Here is a 19,448-nt window from a genome sequence, read left to right as displayed (position 1 = left end):
TGCAGAATGAAAAAACCTGTAATAGCTATCGATGGTTACTCGTCTACCGGAAAAAGTTCTATCTCTAAAATCATTGCAGATAAACTGGGACTTATTCATATGGACACAGGAGCGCTCTACAGAGGTGTTACCTGGTACGCATTGCAGCACTGTCTGAATGGAATTGGTGAAATTGATCTGAATACCTTATTTTCTTCATTTGACCAGATCCATCTTGAGTTTAAAAACAATGACGGAACACTAATCCTTTTTCTTAATAATACTGACATATCTAAAGAAATCCGCACCAATATTGTTTCGGACAATGTAAGCCTTGTTGCCAAACAGAAGGAAGTAAGAGACTTTTTATTACAGTCTCAACGTTCTTTGGCAGAAAAAGGGGGTGTTATTATGGATGGACGTGACATAGGGACAGTAGTTCTGCCAAATGCGGACTATAAATTTTTCCTTACTGCCAGTATTGACGAAAGAACCAACAGAAGGTTTCTGGAGCTGAAAAGCCTGGGTATGGAAGCTAATAAAGAACAGGTAAAACACAACCTGATAGAAAGAGACAAAATCGACAGTGAGCGTGAAATAGCCCCTTTGAAGCAGGCTGACGATGCCATCGTCATAGATAATTCTGAGTTGACCAAAGAAGAAACCATCGATCTTATTTTATCTCACATCGAAAAGATTTAACAATTTTTAATAGGCTTAAAGCCTCCTTTGGTACACAAATTGTAAGTTTTATTACTGTAAAAACTAATCTATTATTAATTATTAAAAAACTTAAAATGTCTAGAAAAGGAAATAATACAGCAGGTATATTGGCAGGACTTTTAGCAGGTGCTGCAGCAGGTGTAATCTTAGGAATGCTTTATGCGCCTGAAGAAGGAAAAGAAACCAGAAAAAAAATCAAAAACAAAGCGAATGATTTAAAAGATCAGGCTAAAGATAAATACGGAGAGGTTTCTGAAAAAATGAAAGACCAGTACAGCAATATTTCTTCTACTTTTAAAGAAACAGCAAACAGCGTTGCACATACCGTAAAAGACGGATATGACAAATATAAAGACCAGATTGTTTCTAAAACTGCAGACGTTGTAAAAGACGTAGAAGCAGAACTTAATGATCTGAAAAAATAAAAGTAATTTATCTTTTTAAGTAAATTACAGAAAGGAACTTTTGTGCGAAAGTTCCTTTTTTTGTAACTTTAAAAAAAAACAATGATAGAAACTATTAAAGAATACGCATCTAAGAGAATCGATCTTCTTAAAATTGAAGCCACCGAAAAATCTTCTCTTTCTGCCGGGCTCATTACCTACTTTGTAGTACTGCTTGTTGCTTTTGCTTTTTTTATTATCCTTTTCAACTTTGGAATTGCTTTTCTTATTGGTAAAGCATTGGATAACTATTCCTATGGATTCTTGATTGTTGCTGCGTTTTATGCCTTGGTAATGGCCTTCGTTATCGCTTTCAAAAATAAAATCGTTAATGCAGTTGCAGATCAGGTTATTAAATTTTTAAATCATTAAACTATGAGCAGAAAATACGAAAGCATTGAAGAATTAAGAAGAAAGAAAAAACTGCTTCAGGGTGAAATAAGTGATCTTGAAAATCTTCTTACCTTCAAAAATACGAAGGAAAGCCTGAGTGCATTTACCAATGGACTGAGCGATCAGTACCTGCAGGAAAAAGTGGATGAAGACGGTGATGAAAAAGTAGTTCTTAGAAAAGATGTTATTGCTAAACAGCTTACCTCAGAAGTAAAAGACCTTTTAATCAATAAAAATACTGCAGTAGGCCTTGCAAGTTCAGCTTTCAAAGGTAACATTACAGACAGCATTATCAAACTGGGCGTTACTGCCGTAGTAGGAAACTACGCCAAAAAAAATATGAAAAGCTCCAATTGGAAGAAAAAGCTCATTGGTGCCGCTTTAATATACCTCGCTCCTATTGCTCTGAAATATGTCAGAAAAAAGATGGAGGTTTATCAGAAAAACAAAAGTGTTTCCAGTATGGAACAACTAATATAAGAAATTAGGGCTTAGGATTGATAAAATAGATATACTTATTTTTTACTTCCTGGGCCCTAATTTTTACATTCTATTTTCTATTTAGAAAATAACTGTCCTAAGATGATCCCTGCAGCCATCGATACATTCAGACTTTCTGTAGACTGGGATTTTCCAAATCGAGGAATACTGATGCTTTTTTGCAGCAGTTTTTCTGTTTCCGGTCTCATTCCGTTTCCTTCATTTCCTAGTATAAGGTTGATTTTTCCAGGCTTTTCAAAAGTATAGATATTCTCCCCGTCCATATCTGTCCCGATATTCACATTGTCTGTAGCAGACAAATATTCTACAAGATTTGTGTATACCATATTGACTCTGGTGAAAGATCCCATCGTAGCCTGAATCACCTTTGGATTATAAAAATCCACCGTATCTTCACTGCAAATGATCTGTTCAATTCCGAACCAATCTGCAAGGCGTATAATAGTTCCTAGATTTCCAGGATCCTGAATACCATCCAAAACGAGTTGAATACTCCTGTCTTCTCCCTTTTCTTCTTCAGCCAGATAGCATACGGCAACAGAATCTTTTGGGGTTTTCAGAAAACTGATTTTTTTTAATTCATTCTCAGTGATATGAGTGATTGGAATATCAGTACGGTCCAATTTTTGCGGATCGGTTGATAATATTTCTTTAACTTTAAAGTTAGAATTAAAAAGTTCACAAATGATTTTATTACCTTCAACCAAAAACAAATTGTATTTTTGTCTGAACTTCTTTTTATCTAAAGATTGTAAAACTTTTATTGTATGAGCTGTAAGCATTATAAGAATTCTCCTCAAAAATATTATAAAATTATCTCATTTGCAACATTTGTTGGTCTCCTTTATGCTTGTAGTACGACAAAAAAAGTTCCAGAGGGTGAATATCTGCTTAATAAGAGCAACTTTCAGTTCGGAGATAAAAAAGAATTTTTCGATGAGGAACTGAAAGACTACGTTCAGCAGAAACCCAATAAGAAGCAGCTTCTTTTCATGCCATTAAGTCTTACCTTATATAATATGGCAAATCCAAAATACGATACTATTCTTAATGAATATATGACGTATCCCCGTGAAATGAGAAATCAAAAACTTAGGGATTCTTTGTTCATTAAATATAATATGAAAAGCAGTGTAGGAAAAGGGTTATTTTTCGATCGTCTGCTACATAGCTGGGGAACACCTCCCGTTATTCTGGATCAGACAAAAAGTGAAAAAAGCGCTGAATCTATCAAGAAAAGACTTACTTACAGAGGTTTTTGGGATGCAGACGTAACGTATAAACAAATTCTTGACACTGCTTCTAAAAAGGCCGCTGTTAATTATTTTATTAAGCATAACCAGCCAACCCGTATTAAAGATTACTATTATAATATTCCAGATCAGGGGATTAAAGGATATTATACTTATAATCTGAATAGAAGTCTTATAAGAAAGGGGCGCATCCTTGATCAAACTGTACTTGAAAGAGAAGTAACAAGAATTACAGATCTAATGAGGGAATTTGGGTTTTATAAATTCAATAATCTGAATGATGAAGTGTATTTTGTGGCAGATTCTCTGAAAAGTAAAAAGCAAATCCCGCTAACTCTTGAAATCCATAAAGATTCGTTAGACACCCCTTATAAAATTGCCACTTTTGGGAATATTGATGTTGCTATTGTAGACGAAGCAAACGACTATCCAAAAAACACGAAAAAAGACAGTTTAAGGAGAATACGATTCCATACGATGAATGACAAATACAAAATTTCATCAATATGGAGAGCTATCCTCCCGGACAGTAAAAAGGTATTTGACCAGACCCAACTGGATATCACTAAGAGAAATATCCTTTCTATGAACAACTTCAGTATTGTAAAAGCAAGGGATTCCCTAAGACAGGGAGGGATGACAGCGCCGAATGACAGTATTGTTGATGTTCTGTATGTATTGAAGCCGCTTCCAAAGTATGAACTTAAAGTCGGTACGGATATTAATTATTCCCAGGTTTTAAATCTCGGAATTACTCCTTCTGTAGATCTCACGACGAGAAATGTTTTCAGGGGGGCAGAAAACCTCTCCACCAGTCTTTCTGGTACTTTTGGATCTATCGTAAGTACAAAGAATATTGATAAGAGAGTGACGGCCTATGAAATTTCAGCGCAAACCTCACTGAATTTTCCACGATTGCTTCTCCCTTTTAATTATTATAAATTTATTCCTAAACGCTATACCCCTACTTCCTCTATCCTATTAGGGGCATCCATTCAGGAAAATATAGGATTGGGAAGAGTTATTTTCAATACGGGACTAAACTATCAGGCGAATGTAAACGATCAGGTATATCATAAGCTGACTTTATTCAATACTCAGGTGAGTTTAACAAAAAATAAAGATGCCTACTACGATTATTTCGTTAATGATGGAAGGGTAAAAGATGAGATCTTTAACGATTATTTTGCTTATAACCCTGGTGAAAAGACAAAATATGATGCAGGTCTGCTTAGCATGGACCAGGTTTCAAAGGATATTGTGAATGATTCAAATTACAGCAATCAGCTTAACCAGTCCGGAACCGACCTCTTAACAGCCTTCAGGGGAACTTTGGTGAATAAAGACAGACAGACCCAGGATGTTCTTATTTCTTCCATGATCTACAATTTTGTATACAGCGAAATTGGAAAAAAAGAATATCCCAACGCTTTCTATTTTAATGGAAAAGTAGAATTGGCAGGTAATATTTTAAGTTTATTCAACAAAAAAGATAATGACGGCGGAGTGGTAACAGCTCCTCAAAAAACAATTTTCGGATTACCGTACGCACAGTTTGTGAAATTTGATATCGATACCAGAAAGTATTTTAAATTCAATGGAAACCAGACATTGGTACTTCGCCAATTCATTGGAGTTGGAATTCCTTATGGAAATTCTCAAGATATGCCTATCATTAAATCTTACTTCAATGGAGGTTCCAATGACATCAGAGCCTGGGTTGCGTTTGGCGGTTTAGGACCTGCTGATTCTCAGGTAGACGAAAGAGTACGTACTTATATGACCGATAACTTAAAGCTTACTACGAATATTGAATACAGAATTCCTTTCAATAGAATGTACGAAGGTGCTTTATTTACAGATATCGGGAACACATGGAGCCTTCGTAATTATAATGATGGATATGGAGATGAGTTTAAATTCAATAAATTCCTAAAACAAGTCGGGGTTGGAAGTGGGTTTGGATTAAGATTAAATATTGCTTATGTTACTGCCAGATTAGACCTTGCCTATAAAATCTATGATCCCAACAAACCTGAAGGCGATCGATGGAGATTCAAGAATTTCCAGCCTTTTAAGCCTACCATTAATATCGCGTTCGGATATCCTTTCTAATCCGGAGAAACGCCTAAAATAAAATAAACTACAGCAATCACACGGGCGAGGATTTCCCTCGCCTGATTTCTGTAGAAACTTTCCGGTTTCGTCACATCCTGAGCATCGAAACCTAAAGCATTCATATCATTATTTCGTGCAAAAAACAAAGCTCTTAGGTTGTGATATCCCTGAGAAACAATGATCACATTTTTCTTTTTGTACACATCTTTACAGCGAAGAATACTTTTATAGGTATTAAAACCTTTCGGATCTTCTACAATAATATCTTCCGGCACACCTTCCTGGTACACCAGATAATTTTTCATCGCAGCCGGCTCGTTATATCCTTTACTTTTCTCTCCACTTACAATAATCTTCTTGATTTTTCCATGGTGGTAAAGCAAAGCAGCAGCATCCATCCTTTTAGTAAAATAAGGATTGGAAAGGCCCGATCTCATTTTAGGAGATGTTCCCAACACTAAAGCAATTTCCCGTGGTGGTATTTTTGATATTTTGGTATACGTACGGCCATTGGTAAGCCCGAAAACCCAGACATTACAGAAGCATATCATTAAAATCCCTAATTCTAATGACACAAAACCTAAGTTAAATATGTTTCTGATAATTCTCAACTAAGATCAAAGTTAAGCTTTATTTTTTTACTTTTCACTATCGACATACAAGCCAATATATGCCCTTGTGCTTCTTCTTTTTCCGTAAGATATTCATTCTCCAGAAGTTCCACTTCGCCTTCTACCAGAGAACATTCGCAACTACCACAAATTCCGGATTTGCAGGAATAAGGAACAGGAAATTTCTGCATCAAAAGCTGCTGAAGGATTTTATCTTTATTATCAGGAAGTTGAGCGCTATAATTTTTCCCAAGCATGGTAAATTCCACTTCAATATTTTCAATAAGAGGGAAATCTTTTTCTACAGGATAAATATCATTGTTAAATTCTTCAAAAAGTTCAAAATGAATATTTTTTTTCGGAATACCGTGATGATAACAGGCATTTGCCAATGTTTTGATCATTTCACCTTTCCCGCAGATCAATACTTCATCCACCGCATCCCATATCGTAGATTCCTCGTCTGTGTCGTCCAAATGAAGGATCTGATTGATAATAAGGGCCAGTTTCTTTTCATCCAGTCTTCCATAGAAAAACTGATCAGCTGTTTTTTCCCGTGAAAAAAAGTAAAAAATCTGAAGTCTGTCCCCAAAAGTTCTTGCCAGAGTATCCAGCTCTTCGCGATAGATCAGATCTTCCGAGTTTTTATTTCCAAAAAACAAAAACAATCTTGTTCTTGGCTCGTTATGAAGTATATTTTTAAAGTGGCTTAAAATTGGGGTAATTCCTATCCCGGCAGCAAAAGCAACAATAGTTCGAAACTCACTCGGTTTGGACACGATGGTAAACCTTCCAGCCGGTTCGCTCACCCAAAGATCATCTCCAACATTATAATTATTGAATAGCTGAGAAGTACCGCCATCAGGAGAATTTACTTTAATTCCTAAGGTAATTTTTTTCTCATAGGGAGCTGAAGTCATTGAATAATCATTAATAACCTCTTCACCATACGATTGAAATTTCACACTCACAAACTGCCCTGCTTCGAACTTAAAATTTTCTTTTACATTCTCGGGAATATCAAACTCCAGAGAGAAAGTATTTTTGGTCAGCTCTTCCTTTTTCGCTATTTTTAACCGATGAAACTGTATAAGTTTCCCTTTGTAGATTTGTTGTTCCATAACTTCAATTCAAAAATAGATAAAAAATAATTTATGAAAAAGATAATTTTATCCATGTTCGTGATGGCTTCCATCTATAGCTGTAAAAATAAAGATCAGAAATCTCAACAGGCAGTTGCAACAGATTCTCTTTCGGTACATCAAAGTGCAGATCCAGAAAAAATTGCTTTTGTAAACAAAGAAACTTCTCCTGAGGAACTTACTCAACATCTTGCTAAAAATAACGACACCTTATATATAACCAACTTCTTTGCTACTTGGTGTGGACCATGTATGCAGGAAATTCCAAACTTTAAAGAAAAAATGCAGGAATTAAAAGGAAAGCCGGTGAAGTTCACTTTTGTGGATCTTGATGAAAAAGCTGACTGGGATTCTGCTGTAAAAAACTTTGTGGAAGAAAATAACCTAGGAGGAAATGTTATTTTAGTTGACGGAACAAAACTTGACCAAAAGTTCTTCACAACCAATTTCAAACAATGGACAGGGGGTTCTATTCCCTTCACATATATGAGAAAAGGCGAAAAGGTGGAAGAATATTCAGGATTGATGACAGAAGAAGCGTTGAATTCAAAAATCAGCTCTCTTTTACAATAAAACAGACAGAACTCTTTCGGAATTATGTCAAAAAGATTTAAAATCCTGTGTTTATTATTGGGGATTGCAATCATTTTAGTTGCGATCATTAATCTGAACACAGGATTTCTTGCGCTAAGCATACAGGATTTTTTCCAGAATACTTCTCAGAATCAAATTGCTGAAATTAGGGTTAACCGCGTTTTGGTCATGTTATTAGCCGGGATTTCCATTCCTACATCTGGATTTCTGATGCAGGAATATTTTCAGAATCCATTGGCTGGGCCAGATATTTTGGGAATTACATCGGTAGCCAGTTTATCGGTGGCATTTTATATTTTACTTTCGCACAATATTCTTCTTCCGGAATTTCTGCAGAACAGTTTTCTAAGTCTGGCAGCGATTGGGGGAAGTTTAGCACTCATGCTTGTATTGCTATCAATGTCTAATAAATTTCAGGATAAATCATACCTTATCATCTTTGGATTCCTGATATCTGCTTTTGCCGGAGCCATTGTTTCTCTGCTTCAGTTTTATGCGGAAAATCAAAGCCTTAAAAATTACATTTTATGGTCATTTGGTGCCAATAATATGGTCACCAGGAACCAGATTGCTGTTTTATTTATTTTGGTTTTGATTGGGATGTTCTTTTGTTTCAGATCTATAAAACCCCTTATAGGAAATTCTCTGGGAACTTCTTATGCCCAGAGTCTGGGAGTGAATTTAAGACAGTTGAAACTTTTGATCATTGTATCATCATCTCTCCTCTCGGCTTCTATTACAGCATTTTTGGGTCCTATCCTATTCATAGGAATCATTGTACCTCATTTCTGCCGATTGATTTACAACCCTTCTAAACTATGGCAACAATGGATTCTTAATATGTTTTTGGGAATGCTGATTATGTTATTGTTCTCCATCATTGCTGAGAAAACGCAAATTCCTTTGAATGTGATAAGCTCTGTATTTGGAATTCCTGTGATTCTGATGATGCTTTTGAGGCAGAATAAGGTGTAAAAACAATAATTAAAATGAATAACTAATTTAAACCTTCCGCAGATTTTGAGAATAAATTCTTAACTTTCTTTATCAAATAAAAAGAGAAAATATTCATAAAGTATCATTCCGAAGGAAGCTAAACCATTTTACAGAGATGCTTTCAGCATTACTATCTCAACGAAACTTATCTAACAAGCGAAACAATGAACATTAGAATAATACAAAAACAGCTCATTACTGCACATATCATTTTGTTTGTAGTAAGTTTTGCATTTCTAGAGTATTCAAAAATGTTTCGATTGAATCAGAAATTACATTGGATTTATTCTTGGGGGCATAATTGGTGGCTCATGCTTGCGTTACCCGTTGCATTTTGGGGTTCCATTCTCTTAGGTGTTTATACTTTATGGAAAGTAAAAAAAAATAAATTCCTATATTTATTTTTAAGTTTTCTACCTATCCTGTTACTTATAATCCTTTTCTTATTTTAGTTATGTACCTAGAGATCAAAAAGGCTCATATCGGCTATACTACTCCTCTAATTTCCAATGCTCATGCAGATTTGAAGCTTGGCGATGTATGTTTACTGATCGGCAATAACGGTGTAGGAAAAACAACCCTAATTAAATCGATATTGCATCAGCTTCCTTTACTGGATGGTGAGATTTTAATTGATGGTAAAAATGTAAAAACCCTTTCTGTAAAGGAAATTGCTGAACATATTGCGATCGTTTTTTCTAAAGCAGCAGTTCCTCAGCATTATACAGTTGAAGATCTTATTTCACTGGGAAAATACATCTACTATCCTTTTTATTTTGAACTGAAAAAAGAAGACCGGGATGAAGTTGCTCATATTATTGAAGAGTTAGATCTTAAACAATACCAATCTATCCTTCTTAAAAACCTTTCGGACGGAAATCTTCAAAAGGCATTTATTGGGCGGGCAATTACTCAAAATTCACCGATCATTATTCTGGATGAACCCACCACTCACCTGGACGAAAAAAACAAAATCACAATTCTTAAAACACTAAGAAAACTGGCGAAAGAACAAAATAAATTGATACTGTTTTCTTCTCACGACTGGAGATTAGCCAAGGAATTTGCTGACAAAATATGGTATGTAAAAGATAAAACCCTTTATACCGGAATTGTTGAGGACATTTTACTTCAACATGATGAATTAACCAATGCATCATTATTTCAGATCCACGAAAGCTTTATTCCACCTTATATCTCCGCACCACAGTTTCACAAAGAAATGCTATATTCTCTGCTTCAGAAAAACTTCCCCAAAAACCTTTCTTCCCTCAGTTTTGAATTTCAAAAGCCTTTTTGGGTAATTACTAAAGATTCAACCCAATACCGATATGAATCTTTCGAAGAAATCATCAATTTCATCAAAAACATTCACCAATACTAAGTTTTCATTGATTATTCAATATACTATGCATGCATAGTATTATGCTAATCATACAATTTAATCTATTTATTATCAGATTATTAACAAATTTTAACGTTAATAAATACTATGCATGCATAATATTTACTAAATTTGGGTAAAACCATTAGCGCAAAAATGATGGATAATAATAGAGAAAAAATAGAAAACGTAGACTTAATTTTAAAACAGACCTGGCTGGCTGTTTCAAAAATGTACACAGAACTTGCTCAGGAACATGATTCCACAGCAGTACAAGCCCTCACCCTTCTTAAAATTGATCCCAAAGAAGGTACCAGAAGTACGAATCTTGGTCCAAAGATGGCCATAGAACCAACTTCTTTAACCAGAATCATTAAACTCCTGGAAGATAACGGATATATCTATAAAGAAAAAACCACTACCGACAAAAGAGAAGTGATCATTAAACTTACCGACAAAGGATTAAATTCCAGAAATATGTCGAAGGAAGTTGTGGTCAACTTTAATAAGAAAGTAATGGAAAAGATAGCCCCCGAAAAGATGGAAGCTTTTAAGGATGTAATGACTGAGATCATGAAAATAGCCAACGAGCTGCTTAATAACAGAAAATAGATCATACTGAAACCGAAAAGGGTGCATATACCTTATAAAAAATAAAAATTTACATATGAAAAGAAGAATCAAACATGTAACGGTTCTTGGTTCAGGAATTATGGGTAGCGGTATCGCGGCCCACTTCGCCAACATCGGCGTGGAAGTGTCACTTTTAGACATTGTTCCTTTTGAACTGACGGAAGCTGAACAGAAAAAAGGTTTGACCAAAGATGACAAAGCAGTAAGAAACAGAATTGCTTCCGAAAACTTTGAAAAACTTAAAAAAGCAAGTCCTGCACTTCTTTACTCACCGAAATTTGCAGATAGAATCAAAGTAGGAAATTTTGATGATGACTTACCTAAAATAAAAAATACAGACTGGATTATTGAAGTAGTTGTAGAAAGACTCGACATCAAAAAATCCGTATACGAAAAGATTGAGCAGTTCAGAAAACCGGGAACATTGATCTCTTCAAATACTTCCGGAATTCCTATTCATCTTCTTACTGAAGGCAGAAGCGAAGACTTCAAAAAATATTTTGCAGGAACGCACTTCTTCAATCCGGTAAGATACCTTCCTCTTCTTGAGATTATCCCTACCAACGATACTGCTCCTGAGATCATCGATTTCTATATGAATTATGGAGCTAAATTCTTAGGAAAAACTACCGTTTTAGCCAAAGATACTCCGGCCTTCATTGCCAACAGAATTGGAGTATTCTCCATGATGGATCTTCTTCACAATGTACAGAAATTAGGACTTACCGTTTCTGATGTTGATAAATTAACAGGTCCTGTAATCGGGCGTCCAAAATCTGCGACATTCAGAACTGCTGACGTTGTTGGTCTTGATACTTTGGTAATGGTAGCTAACGGAGTTCGCCAAAGCGGCGCTGAAGCCAATAACTTTAATGATGTATTTGCTCTTCCTGACTATATCCAGAAAATGATGGATAATAAGTGGCTGGGATCAAAAACAGAGCAAGGTTTCTATAAAAAAGTAAAAAATGCAGAAGGAAAATCTGAAATTCACGGATTAAACCTTGACACGTTAGAATATGAGCGGCAAGGAAAATCGTCTTTCCCTACTCTGGAATTAACAAAATCTATTGATAAGCCAATCGACAGATTCAAAGTATTGATTGGTGGTAAAGACAAAGCAGGAGAATTATACAGAAAATCGTTAGGAGCATTATTCGCTTACGTTTCTCATAAAGTTCCTGAAATTTCTGACGAAGTGTACAAAATTGATGATGCCATGAGAGCAGGTTTCGGATGGGAAAACGGTCCGTTTGAAATCTGGGATGCTGTAGGCGTTCAGAAAGGTATTGAATTGGCAAAAGATGCTGGTTATGAAGTATCAGACTGGGTAAAAAATGTAGAAACTTTCTATAAAGTAAATGATGAAGGACAAAGCATTTATGTAGATAAAAATTCAGGAGAATACAACAAAATCCCTGGACAAGATGCCTTCATCATCTTAGACAACATCAGAAAAAACAAAACACTTTGGAGTAATTCCGGTGCTGCCATATTAGATTTAGGAGATGGGATCATCAACTTCGAAATCCGTTCTAAAATGAATTCACTTGGAGGCGAAGTTCTTGATGGATTAAACAGAGCTATTGATTTAGCAGAAAAAGAATATGACGGATTGGTAGTAGGAAACCAGGGAGCAAACTTCTCTGTAGGAGCTAACCTTGCAATGATCTTAATGATGGCTATTGAGCAGGATTGGGATGATTTGAATATGGCCATTGCATACTTCCAGAAATCAATGATGAGAGTGCGTTACTCCTCTATTCCTGTTGTAGTTGCTCCTCACGGAATGACTTTAGGTGGAGGATGTGAAATGACAATGCACGCAGATCGTGTAGTTGCAGCTGCAGAAACCTATATCGGACTTGTAGAAACCGGTGTTGGAGTAATTCCTGGTGGTGGTGGTACTAAAGAATTGACTTTAAGAACATCAAGAGAATTCCACAGCGATGATGTTAAAAATAACAGACTTCGTGAAGCATTCATGAATATCGCAATGGGTAAAGTAGCCACTTCTGCCTATGAAGCTTACGATATGGGAATTCTTGAAAAAGGAAAAGATATCGTTTCAGTAAGCAAAAACAGACAGATCGCTGAAGCAAAAAAAGTAGCAAAATTACTAGCAGAACAAGGATATACCCAGCCTATTGAACAAAAAGTAAAGGTTCTTGGTAAAGATGCATTAGGAATGTTCTATGTGGGAACAGATCAAATGTTAACCGGAAAATATATTTCTGAACACGATAAGAAAATTGCTGATAAACTGGCTAATGTAATGGTAGGTGGTAACCTATCTGAACCAACGGTAGTAACAGAACAATATCTATTGAATCTTGAAAGAGAAACCTTCCTTCAACTTTGTGGAGAAAGAAAAACTTTGGAAAGAATCCAGTACATGTTGCAAAATGGGAAACCTTTGAGAAACTAACGGGGAGCTCCGTAGGAGCGAACTGTTAATAGCATGAATAATTAAAAAAAATTGGAAAGTCTCGTAGAGGCGGCCTGTTAATGTATGGCAAATACCTACACTCAGATTTATATTCAAATTGTTTTCGCTGTAAAAGGAAGACAAAATCTGATTTCAAAAGAAAACAGAGAAGAATTGCATCAGTTTATAACAGGTATTGTTTCCAATAGAAATCAAAAATTATTCGCAGTTTTTGCAATGCCAGACCATGTCCATATTCTTATAAGTATGAGTCCGACACTTTCGGTTTCAGATTTAGTAAGAGATATTAAAGCGGGTTCTTCAAAATTCATCAATGAAAAAGGATGGGTAAATGGAAAATTCAATTGGCAGGAAGGGTACGGAGCTTTTTCTTATTCTAAAAGTAGTGTTGATTCTGTTGTAAAATATATTTTAGGTCAGGAACAACATCATAAAAAGAAAACTTTTAGAGAAGAATATCTGGATTTTATGTCAAAATTTGAGATAGAATATGATCCAAAATATTTATTTGAATGGATTAATGATTAACAGGTCGCTCCTCCGGAGCTCTGCAAAAAATGCATCAACAAATATCTATGAACAGTTTACCTCTACGAGGCAAAAAACTCTAAAACAAATTAATTAAACAAAAAAAATGAAAACAGCATACATAGTAAAAGGTTTCAGAACTGCCGTTGGAAAAGCCCCAAAAGGAAGTTTAAGATTCACAAGACCTGATGTCATGGCAGCTACCGTTATTGAAAAATTAATGGCTGAGCTACCACAATTAGATAAAAACAGAATAGATGACCTTATCGTAGGAAATGCAATGCCCGAAGCTGAACAAGGCTTAAACGTTGCACGTCTGATCTCTCTGATGGGTTTAAATACTGATAAAGTTCCGGGAGTAACAGTAAACAGATACTGTGCCTCAGGAAGTGAAGCTATTGCCATTGCTTCAGCAAAAATACAGGCAGGAATGGCAGACTGTATTATCGCTGGAGGTACAGAATCTATGTCGTACATCCCAATGGGAGGTTACAAACCGGTTCCTGAAACAGAGATCGCGAAAACAAACCCTGATTATTATTGGGGAATGGGTTACACTGCAGAAGAAGTAGCCAAACAATACAATATCACCAGAGAAGAGCAGGATCAGTTTGCTTTTGAGTCTCACATGAAAGCTTTAAAAGCCAATCAGGAAGGTAAATTTGCCAATCAGATTGTTCCGATTCCTGTAGAATATAATTTCCTTGATGAAAACCAAAAACTTCAAACCAAAAAGTTCGATTTCTCTGTAGATGAAGGCCCTAGAGCTGACACATCATTAGCAGGATTATCCAAGCTAAGACCTGTATTTGCCAACGGAGGAAGCGTAACTGCCGGAAACTCTTCCCAAATGAGTGACGGAGCAGCCTTCGTAATGGTCATGAGTGAAGAAATGGTTAAAGAATTAGGATTGGAGCCTGAAGCAAGACTAGTAGCTTATGCTGCCGCAGGTCTTGAACCAAGAATTATGGGTATGGGGCCAATCTATGCTATTCCAAAAGCATTGAAACAAGCAGGATTAGAATTGAAAGATATTGAATTGATCGAACTTAATGAAGCTTTCGCATCTCAATCAGTTGCTATTAAAAAAGAATTAGGCTTAAACCCGGATATCTTAAACGTAAACGGAGGAGCTATTGCTTTAGGTCACCCTCTTGGATGTACCGGAACAAAGCTTACCGTGCAACTTCTTGATGAAATGAGAAAACGTGGCAACAAGTACGGAATGGTTTCTATGTGCGTTGGAACAGGTCAAGGAGCAGCTTCAATTTTTGAATTGCTATAATATATAGATTAACAAGAGAATAGACGGATAGATAATAGAAAGTAAAAACACAAGAAATGAATGAACATTTTTAAAAGACACAATTTTAAGAAGCTTAAAATTTGGCAAATGAGTATGGAATTATCAAAATTGACGTTAGATTTTACAGATACTTTTCCAGCTTATGAAAAATATGGACTGAAGAGTCAAATGGATAGATGCGCTATCTCAATTCCATCAAATATAGCCGAAGGTTCAAGCAGAACAAATAAATCTTTTAGTCATTTTCTAGACATTTCTTTAGGTTCTTCATTTGAATTGCAAACACAAATCCTGTTGGCAAATCATAGAAAATATTTATCCGATGAAAAAACCGAAATCTTTGAAATTAAAATTGAAGAATTCCAAAAAGCAACAATGGTATTTCAGAATACTTTAAATAGAGACTAAGAAGAAAAAAGACAAAGAGAGAATAGACCACACTTACAATCTATTATCTATTCATCTATTATCTAAAAATCTCAAAAAACAACAATGATATTTTAAAATCCTTTAAGTAGAGACTAAAAGAAAAAAGATAAAGAGAGAATAGACAGATAGAAAATAAACGACGCTTACAATCTATCATCTATCTGTCTATTTTCTTCTAAATCTCACAAAAAATTAAATAACAAAATAACATATGGCTACATTAAAAGGCGGGGAATTCCTGATCAAACAAATTCCTGCAAACGAAATTTTCAGTATTGAAGAGCTGAACGAAGAGCAAAAAATGCTACGCGATTCTGCAAAAGAATTTATCGACAGAGAGGTAGTTCCTCAAAGAGAACGTTTCGAAAAGAAAGATTATGCATTCACGGAAGAAACAATGCGTAAACTTGGAGAAATGGGAATGCTGGGAATTGCCGTTCCTGAAGAATACGGCGGTCTGGGAATGGGTTTTGTAACTACAATGCTTGCCTGCGACTATATTTCCGGAACAACAGGATCATTGGCAACTGCTTATGGAGCGCACACCGGAATCGGAACTTTACCTATTGTTCTGTATGGAACTGAGGAACAAAAGAAAAAATATCTTCCGGACTTAGCAACAGGAACAAAATTCGGGGCTTACTGTTTAACAGAGCCGGATGCAGGTTCTGATGCCAATTCAGGAAAAACAAGAGCAAAACTTTCCGAAGACGGAAAACACTATATCATCAATGGACAGAAAATGTGGATATCCAATGCAGGATTTGCAGATACATTCACTTTATTCGCTAAAATTGATGATGATAAAAACATCACAGGTTTTGTGATTAACAGATCTGAGCTTGAGAACCCTGCAAGTTTAACTTTCGGTGAAGAAGAGCACAAACTAGGTATTCGTGCTTCCTCTACCCGTCAGGTTTTCTTTAATGACATGAAAATCCCTGTGGAAAACCTTTTAGGAGAAAGAAACAATGGTTTCAAAATCGCTCTGAATGCATTGAACGTAGGCCGTATCAAATTGGCAGCTGCTTGTCTTGATGCACAAAGAAGAATTTTAAACCATTCTATCCAGTATTCTAACGAAAGAAAACAATTTGGGGTTTCAATCTCTACTTTTGGAGCTATCAGAAAGAAAATTGCTGAAATGGCAACCGGAGTTTTCGTAAGTGAGGCAGGTTCTTACAGAGCGGCTAAAAACATTCAGGACAAAATTGATGAATTGGTAGCAGGTGGACTAAGCCATCAGGAAGCAGAATTGAAAGGTGTAGAAGAATTCGCAGTAGAATGTTCTATCCTTAAAGTATTCGTTTCCGACCTTGCTCAGCACACTGCAGACGAAGGAATTCAGGTGTATGGTGGAATGGGATTCTCTGAAGATACTCCAATGGAAGCTGCATGGAGAGATTCAAGAATTTCCAGAATCTACGAAGGAACAAACGAGATCAACAGACTACTAGCCGTAGGAATGCTTATCAAGAGAGCGATGAAAGGTGAATTGGATCTTTTATCTCCTGCAATGGCAATCAGCAAAGAGTTGATGGGTATTCCTTCATTCGAAGTTCCTGATTACTCAGAATTCATGAGCGAAGAAAAAGCAATTATTGCCAACCTTAAGAAAGTATTCCTTATGGTTTCAGGAGCTGCGCTTCAGAAATATATGATGGATATTGAAAAGCAACAGCATTTATTATTGAATGCTTCTGAAATCCTTAACCAGATCTATATGGCAGAATCTTCAGTATTAAGAGCAGAAAAACATTTCTCTCCAGAATCTGTAGAAGCAGCTATGGCTCAATTAAACCTTTACAAAGCCGTTGAGAAAATCATCGTTGCCGCTAAAGAAGGAATCGTTTCTTTTGCAGAAGGAGATGAGCAGAGAATGATGCTTTCAGGACTAAGAAGATTTACAAAGTATACCAATCATCCGAATGTAGTAGCTCTTACAGAAAAAGTAGCAGCACACTATATTGAAAAAGGAAATTATTAGTCTTTAATACCATAAATTTGATTCAAAACGCCTCAGAAATGGGGCGTTTTTTATATATTTAATGAATAAAGCTTAACATGAAAATACAATTATTCTCTCTTTTCACCATTCTCATCCATACCATTTCATTTTCTCAAACCCGCCCTAATGATACCTTAAGATGTCACGGCATTTTGGAAGATCGTGTTTTAGGTAAAATCCTTGATGCCTATGAAAATAAACCTGAAAAGCCTAAACCCGTTCTAAAGAGAGGCCAGGCTATCATTTGCGGCACAGAAATGATGAGAGAATCTGAAAGACGGCTTTGTGAAAACGCACAAATGATTCTTAAAAGATATCCTTTTGTAATAGATGAAATTAAAAATCAGACAAAGAATCATAACAATTATTTGAAAGCTGAAGCATTCTGGATGGATAAGAAAAAAGATAAAGACGACAAAAGTTTACAGCTATACAGAGATACAAGACTTAAACAGTTTATGAAGAGTGGAAACCACTCTTACTTTTCTTTCGTTATTATTTCAGATACGACTAAAGAAAACACTGAAAAAGTAAAACTTGTCATGAGATTTCCTGGAGAAGTCATTACAAAAAAATACAGTTTGTCTTCTAAATAAGAGCAAAGGTTCTAAACGTTTTACATATCAATAATTTTTACTATTTTTAGTACAATTAAAAATCAGAAAACCCAAAAACATACAATGAAATTATTATTATTTTCACTCCTTACCTTCCCTGTTGCGTTTATTGCTCAGAAAAAAGATCGTCCTAAAATCTTTCCAAAGGTAGATACCACAAAAATTCAAAATAAAGATCTGTTTAAAAATTTGGAAACAAATTCTGCACACCAGCAGAAAGAATTATATAAGATGATGAGCATTCTGCCTAAAGACACTACGATCTATATGGCTTTAAAAGAATCACATAAAGATTATTCAAAATATAAAATACTAAACTCCATTCCTCCGGAAAAACACAGTACCGAAACAAAAAAGGCAGTGCCTTCCAAATAATTATCAAACAACCAATTCAAAATCATTTATTATGGGAAAATTTATTATTTCAAAAAGAACAAATGGTGACTTCCAATTCAATCTTAAAGCTGCAAACGGACAGGTAATCCTTACCAGCCAGGGCTACAGCTCCAAATCTTCATGTGAAAACGGAATAGATTCTGTAAAAACCAACTCACAGGACGATTCCAAATTCGAAAGAAATACTGCTAAAGATGAAAGATGCTACTTCAACCTTAAGGCAGGAAATGGGCAGATCATAGGAACCAGCCAAATGTATGAATCTGACAATGGCATGGAAAACGGAATAGAATCTGTAAAAAACAATGCTCCTAATGCCCCTGTAGAGGATGAAACCGCTTCATAAAATCTTATGAAATAATATTAATAAAAATGTCTTATTTTCTTAAGGCATTTTTTATTTTTGTATTCTATTTTTCATGAGCAATGACAAAAGAAGAATTACTGAATAAAGCTATTAAAATTGCCGATAAGGCTCATAAAGGACAAACCGATAAATACCACGCCCCTTACATTGCCCACGTTATGCGGGTGATGGAATATGGTAAAACATTGGATGAAAAAATTGTAGGAGTTCTCCATGATGTTGTAGAAGACCATCCGATAGAATTCAGCCTGGATTATCTAAGATCTGAAGGCTTTCCCGAGTATATGATCTTCGCGATCAGCTGTCTTACTAAATTTGATCCCGAAGAAGAATATGATGATTTCATCAAAAGAACAGAAAGATCTCTCCTTTCCGTAGCAGTAAAGATCAACGACCTTCGTGATAATATGGATCTTAGAAGAGTAAACAGAGAACTTACTCCTAAAGATATCAAAAGGTTCAATAAATACCTGAAAGCTTATCGTTATCTGGTAGAGAAGTATTAAAATAAGGCAACTGTATTTTAGTCCTCGTAAAAACGCATCAATTTTCTGTTAATCACAAGGCTTCTATTGCAA

Annotated in this window: 21 protein-coding genes; 18 read left to right on the top strand and 3 right to left on the bottom strand. The window is 35.6% G+C overall.

Annotated elements, in window-relative coordinates; genetic code table 11:
- Positions 1-6 precede the first annotated feature (6 nt).
- The 4 genes from cmk (at position 7) to ACQ76T_RS05050 (ending at position 2,018) form a co-directional block, all read left to right on the top strand.
- Positions 7-681: a (d)CMP kinase gene (gene cmk / locus ACQ76T_RS05065; protein WP_431342243.1), complete on the top strand. Its 675-nt coding sequence runs from the start codon at positions 7-9 to the stop codon at positions 679-681.
- 95 nt (positions 682-776) lie between these two features.
- A complete protein-coding gene (locus ACQ76T_RS05060) occupies positions 777-1,127 on the top strand; it encodes a YtxH domain-containing protein (protein WP_431342242.1) in 351 nt (116 codons plus the stop codon).
- Between the two features lie 81 nt (positions 1,128-1,208).
- Positions 1,209-1,517 (top strand): phage holin family protein, encoded by a 309-nt coding sequence (locus ACQ76T_RS05055; RefSeq protein ID WP_103234809.1) that lies wholly within the window; start codon positions 1,209-1,211, stop codon positions 1,515-1,517.
- A 3-nt stretch (positions 1,518-1,520) separates the two neighbouring features.
- Positions 1,521-2,018 (top strand): phosphoribosyl-ATP pyrophosphatase, encoded by a 498-nt coding sequence (locus ACQ76T_RS05050; RefSeq protein WP_422692123.1) that lies wholly within the window; start codon positions 1,521-1,523, stop codon positions 2,016-2,018.
- Between the two features lie 77 nt (positions 2,019-2,095).
- Here the strand turns inward: ACQ76T_RS05050 and ACQ76T_RS05045 are convergent, their stop codons facing one another.
- Entirely contained in the window at positions 2,096-2,821 is a 726-nt protein-coding gene (locus tag ACQ76T_RS05045) for a TrmH family RNA methyltransferase (protein ID WP_431342241.1), read from the bottom strand.
- Here ACQ76T_RS05045 and ACQ76T_RS05040 point away from each other — a divergent pair.
- On the top strand, positions 2,807-5,407 hold the full coding sequence (locus ACQ76T_RS05040; RefSeq protein WP_431342240.1) for a BamA/TamA family outer membrane protein: 2,601 nt from the start codon (positions 2,807-2,809) through the stop codon (positions 5,405-5,407). The genes ACQ76T_RS05045 and ACQ76T_RS05040 overlap by 15 nt on opposite strands.
- On the opposite strand, the gene ACQ76T_RS05035 is transcribed toward ACQ76T_RS05040, so the two are convergent.
- Positions 5,404-5,961: a SanA/YdcF family protein gene (locus tag ACQ76T_RS05035; RefSeq protein ID WP_422692120.1), complete on the bottom strand. Its 558-nt coding sequence runs from the start codon at positions 5,959-5,961 to the stop codon at positions 5,404-5,406. The genes ACQ76T_RS05040 and ACQ76T_RS05035 overlap by 4 nt on opposite strands.
- A 56-nt stretch (positions 5,962-6,017) precedes the next feature.
- Complete coding sequence (locus tag ACQ76T_RS05030; RefSeq protein WP_431342239.1) at positions 6,018-7,142, bottom strand: 2Fe-2S iron-sulfur cluster-binding protein; 1,125 nt, start codon at positions 7,140-7,142, stop codon at positions 6,018-6,020.
- A gap of 33 nt (positions 7,143-7,175) precedes the next feature.
- On the opposite strand from ACQ76T_RS05030, the gene ACQ76T_RS05025 reads away from it, so the two are divergent.
- From ACQ76T_RS05025 to ACQ76T_RS04965, 13 genes are all read left to right on the top strand, one after another.
- On the top strand, positions 7,176-7,736 hold the full coding sequence (locus tag ACQ76T_RS05025; RefSeq protein WP_431342238.1) for a TlpA family protein disulfide reductase: 561 nt from the start codon (positions 7,176-7,178) through the stop codon (positions 7,734-7,736).
- Between the two features lie 24 nt (positions 7,737-7,760).
- On the top strand, positions 7,761-8,732 hold the full coding sequence (locus ACQ76T_RS05020) for an iron chelate uptake ABC transporter family permease subunit (protein ID WP_431342237.1): 972 nt from the start codon (positions 7,761-7,763) through the stop codon (positions 8,730-8,732).
- 475 nt (positions 8,733-9,207) lie between these two features.
- The gene (locus tag ACQ76T_RS05015; RefSeq protein ID WP_431342236.1) at positions 9,208-10,137 is read left to right on the top strand and encodes an ABC transporter ATP-binding protein; all 930 of its coding nucleotides are present in this window, start codon (positions 9,208-9,210) and stop codon (positions 10,135-10,137) included.
- 159 nt (positions 10,138-10,296) lie between these two features.
- The gene (locus ACQ76T_RS05010; protein ID WP_431343716.1) at positions 10,297-10,749 is read left to right on the top strand and encodes a MarR family winged helix-turn-helix transcriptional regulator; all 453 of its coding nucleotides are present in this window, start codon (positions 10,297-10,299) and stop codon (positions 10,747-10,749) included.
- Positions 10,750-10,804: 55 nt separating this feature from the next.
- Entirely contained in the window at positions 10,805-13,198 is a 2,394-nt protein-coding gene (locus tag ACQ76T_RS05005) for a 3-hydroxyacyl-CoA dehydrogenase/enoyl-CoA hydratase family protein (protein WP_431342235.1), read from the top strand.
- Positions 13,199-13,282: 84 nt separating this feature from the next.
- Positions 13,283-13,747: an IS200/IS605 family transposase gene (tnpA, locus tag ACQ76T_RS05000; RefSeq protein WP_431342234.1), complete on the top strand. Its 465-nt coding sequence runs from the start codon at positions 13,283-13,285 to the stop codon at positions 13,745-13,747.
- 106 nt (positions 13,748-13,853) lie between these two features.
- Entirely contained in the window at positions 13,854-15,032 is a 1,179-nt protein-coding gene (locus ACQ76T_RS04995) for an acetyl-CoA C-acyltransferase (RefSeq protein WP_431342233.1), read from the top strand.
- Between the two features lie 60 nt (positions 15,033-15,092).
- On the top strand, positions 15,093-15,461 hold the full coding sequence (locus tag ACQ76T_RS04990) for a four helix bundle protein (RefSeq protein WP_431342232.1): 369 nt from the start codon (positions 15,093-15,095) through the stop codon (positions 15,459-15,461).
- Between the two features lie 232 nt (positions 15,462-15,693).
- Complete coding sequence (locus tag ACQ76T_RS04985; RefSeq protein ID WP_422692110.1) at positions 15,694-17,469, top strand: acyl-CoA dehydrogenase family protein; 1,776 nt, start codon at positions 15,694-15,696, stop codon at positions 17,467-17,469.
- Positions 17,470-17,546: 77 nt separating this feature from the next.
- The gene (locus tag ACQ76T_RS04980; protein WP_431342231.1) at positions 17,547-18,086 is read left to right on the top strand and encodes a hypothetical protein; all 540 of its coding nucleotides are present in this window, start codon (positions 17,547-17,549) and stop codon (positions 18,084-18,086) included.
- 84 nt (positions 18,087-18,170) lie between these two features.
- Positions 18,171-18,482: a hypothetical protein gene (locus ACQ76T_RS04975; protein WP_431342230.1), complete on the top strand. Its 312-nt coding sequence runs from the start codon at positions 18,171-18,173 to the stop codon at positions 18,480-18,482.
- A 31-nt stretch (positions 18,483-18,513) separates the two neighbouring features.
- Positions 18,514-18,849 (top strand): YegP family protein, encoded by a 336-nt coding sequence (locus ACQ76T_RS04970; protein WP_431342229.1) that lies wholly within the window; start codon positions 18,514-18,516, stop codon positions 18,847-18,849.
- 80 nt (positions 18,850-18,929) lie between these two features.
- The gene (locus ACQ76T_RS04965) at positions 18,930-19,376 is read left to right on the top strand and encodes a phosphohydrolase (RefSeq protein ID WP_422692106.1); all 447 of its coding nucleotides are present in this window, start codon (positions 18,930-18,932) and stop codon (positions 19,374-19,376) included.
- Positions 19,377-19,448 lie beyond the last annotated feature (72 nt).

Source organism: Chryseobacterium sp. JK1 (genome assembly GCF_050632815.1).
Classification (GTDB): domain Bacteria; phylum Bacteroidota; class Bacteroidia; order Flavobacteriales; family Weeksellaceae; genus Chryseobacterium.
Note: the sequence above shows the minus strand (reverse complement) of the source record. Positions and strands in the feature narration are given on the sequence as shown.

What these genes read in the sequence shown, in the direction of transcription:
- cmk (WP_431342243.1), top strand. Translation starts at nt 7, where the DNA reads ATGAAAAAACCTGTAATAGCTATCGATGGTTACTCGTCTACCGGAAAA.
- ACQ76T_RS05060 (WP_431342242.1), top strand. Translation starts at nt 777, where the DNA reads ATGTCTAGAAAAGGAAATAATACAGCAGGTATATTGGCAGGACTTTTA.
- ACQ76T_RS05055 (WP_103234809.1), top strand. Translation starts at nt 1,209, where the DNA reads ATGATAGAAACTATTAAAGAATACGCATCTAAGAGAATCGATCTTCTT.
- ACQ76T_RS05050 (WP_422692123.1), top strand. Translation starts at nt 1,521, where the DNA reads ATGAGCAGAAAATACGAAAGCATTGAAGAATTAAGAAGAAAGAAAAAA.
- ACQ76T_RS05040 (WP_431342240.1), top strand. Translation starts at nt 2,807, where the DNA reads ATGAGCTGTAAGCATTATAAGAATTCTCCTCAAAAATATTATAAAATT.
- ACQ76T_RS05045 (WP_431342241.1), bottom strand. Translation starts at nt 2,821, where the DNA reads ATGCTTACAGCTCATACAATAAAAGTTTTACAATCTTTAGATAAAAAG.
- ACQ76T_RS05035 (WP_422692120.1), bottom strand. Translation starts at nt 5,961, where the DNA reads ATGATATGCTTCTGTAATGTCTGGGTTTTCGGGCTTACCAATGGCCGT.
- ACQ76T_RS05030 (WP_431342239.1), bottom strand. Translation starts at nt 7,142, where the DNA reads ATGGAACAACAAATCTACAAAGGGAAACTTATACAGTTTCATCGGTTA.
- ACQ76T_RS05025 (WP_431342238.1), top strand. Translation starts at nt 7,176, where the DNA reads ATGAAAAAGATAATTTTATCCATGTTCGTGATGGCTTCCATCTATAGC.
- ACQ76T_RS05020 (WP_431342237.1), top strand. Translation starts at nt 7,761, where the DNA reads ATGTCAAAAAGATTTAAAATCCTGTGTTTATTATTGGGGATTGCAATC.
- ACQ76T_RS05015 (WP_431342236.1), top strand. Translation starts at nt 9,208, where the DNA reads ATGTACCTAGAGATCAAAAAGGCTCATATCGGCTATACTACTCCTCTA.
- ACQ76T_RS05010 (WP_431343716.1), top strand. Translation starts at nt 10,297, where the DNA reads ATGGATAATAATAGAGAAAAAATAGAAAACGTAGACTTAATTTTAAAA.
- ACQ76T_RS05005 (WP_431342235.1), top strand. Translation starts at nt 10,805, where the DNA reads ATGAAAAGAAGAATCAAACATGTAACGGTTCTTGGTTCAGGAATTATG.
- tnpA (WP_431342234.1), top strand. Translation starts at nt 13,283, where the DNA reads ATGGCAAATACCTACACTCAGATTTATATTCAAATTGTTTTCGCTGTA.
- ACQ76T_RS04995 (WP_431342233.1), top strand. Translation starts at nt 13,854, where the DNA reads ATGAAAACAGCATACATAGTAAAAGGTTTCAGAACTGCCGTTGGAAAA.
- ACQ76T_RS04990 (WP_431342232.1), top strand. Translation starts at nt 15,093, where the DNA reads ATGAACATTTTTAAAAGACACAATTTTAAGAAGCTTAAAATTTGGCAA.
- ACQ76T_RS04985 (WP_422692110.1), top strand. Translation starts at nt 15,694, where the DNA reads ATGGCTACATTAAAAGGCGGGGAATTCCTGATCAAACAAATTCCTGCA.
- ACQ76T_RS04980 (WP_431342231.1), top strand. Translation starts at nt 17,547, where the DNA reads ATGAAAATACAATTATTCTCTCTTTTCACCATTCTCATCCATACCATT.
- ACQ76T_RS04975 (WP_431342230.1), top strand. Translation starts at nt 18,171, where the DNA reads ATGAAATTATTATTATTTTCACTCCTTACCTTCCCTGTTGCGTTTATT.
- ACQ76T_RS04970 (WP_431342229.1), top strand. Translation starts at nt 18,514, where the DNA reads ATGGGAAAATTTATTATTTCAAAAAGAACAAATGGTGACTTCCAATTC.
- ACQ76T_RS04965 (WP_422692106.1), top strand. Translation starts at nt 18,930, where the DNA reads ATGACAAAAGAAGAATTACTGAATAAAGCTATTAAAATTGCCGATAAG.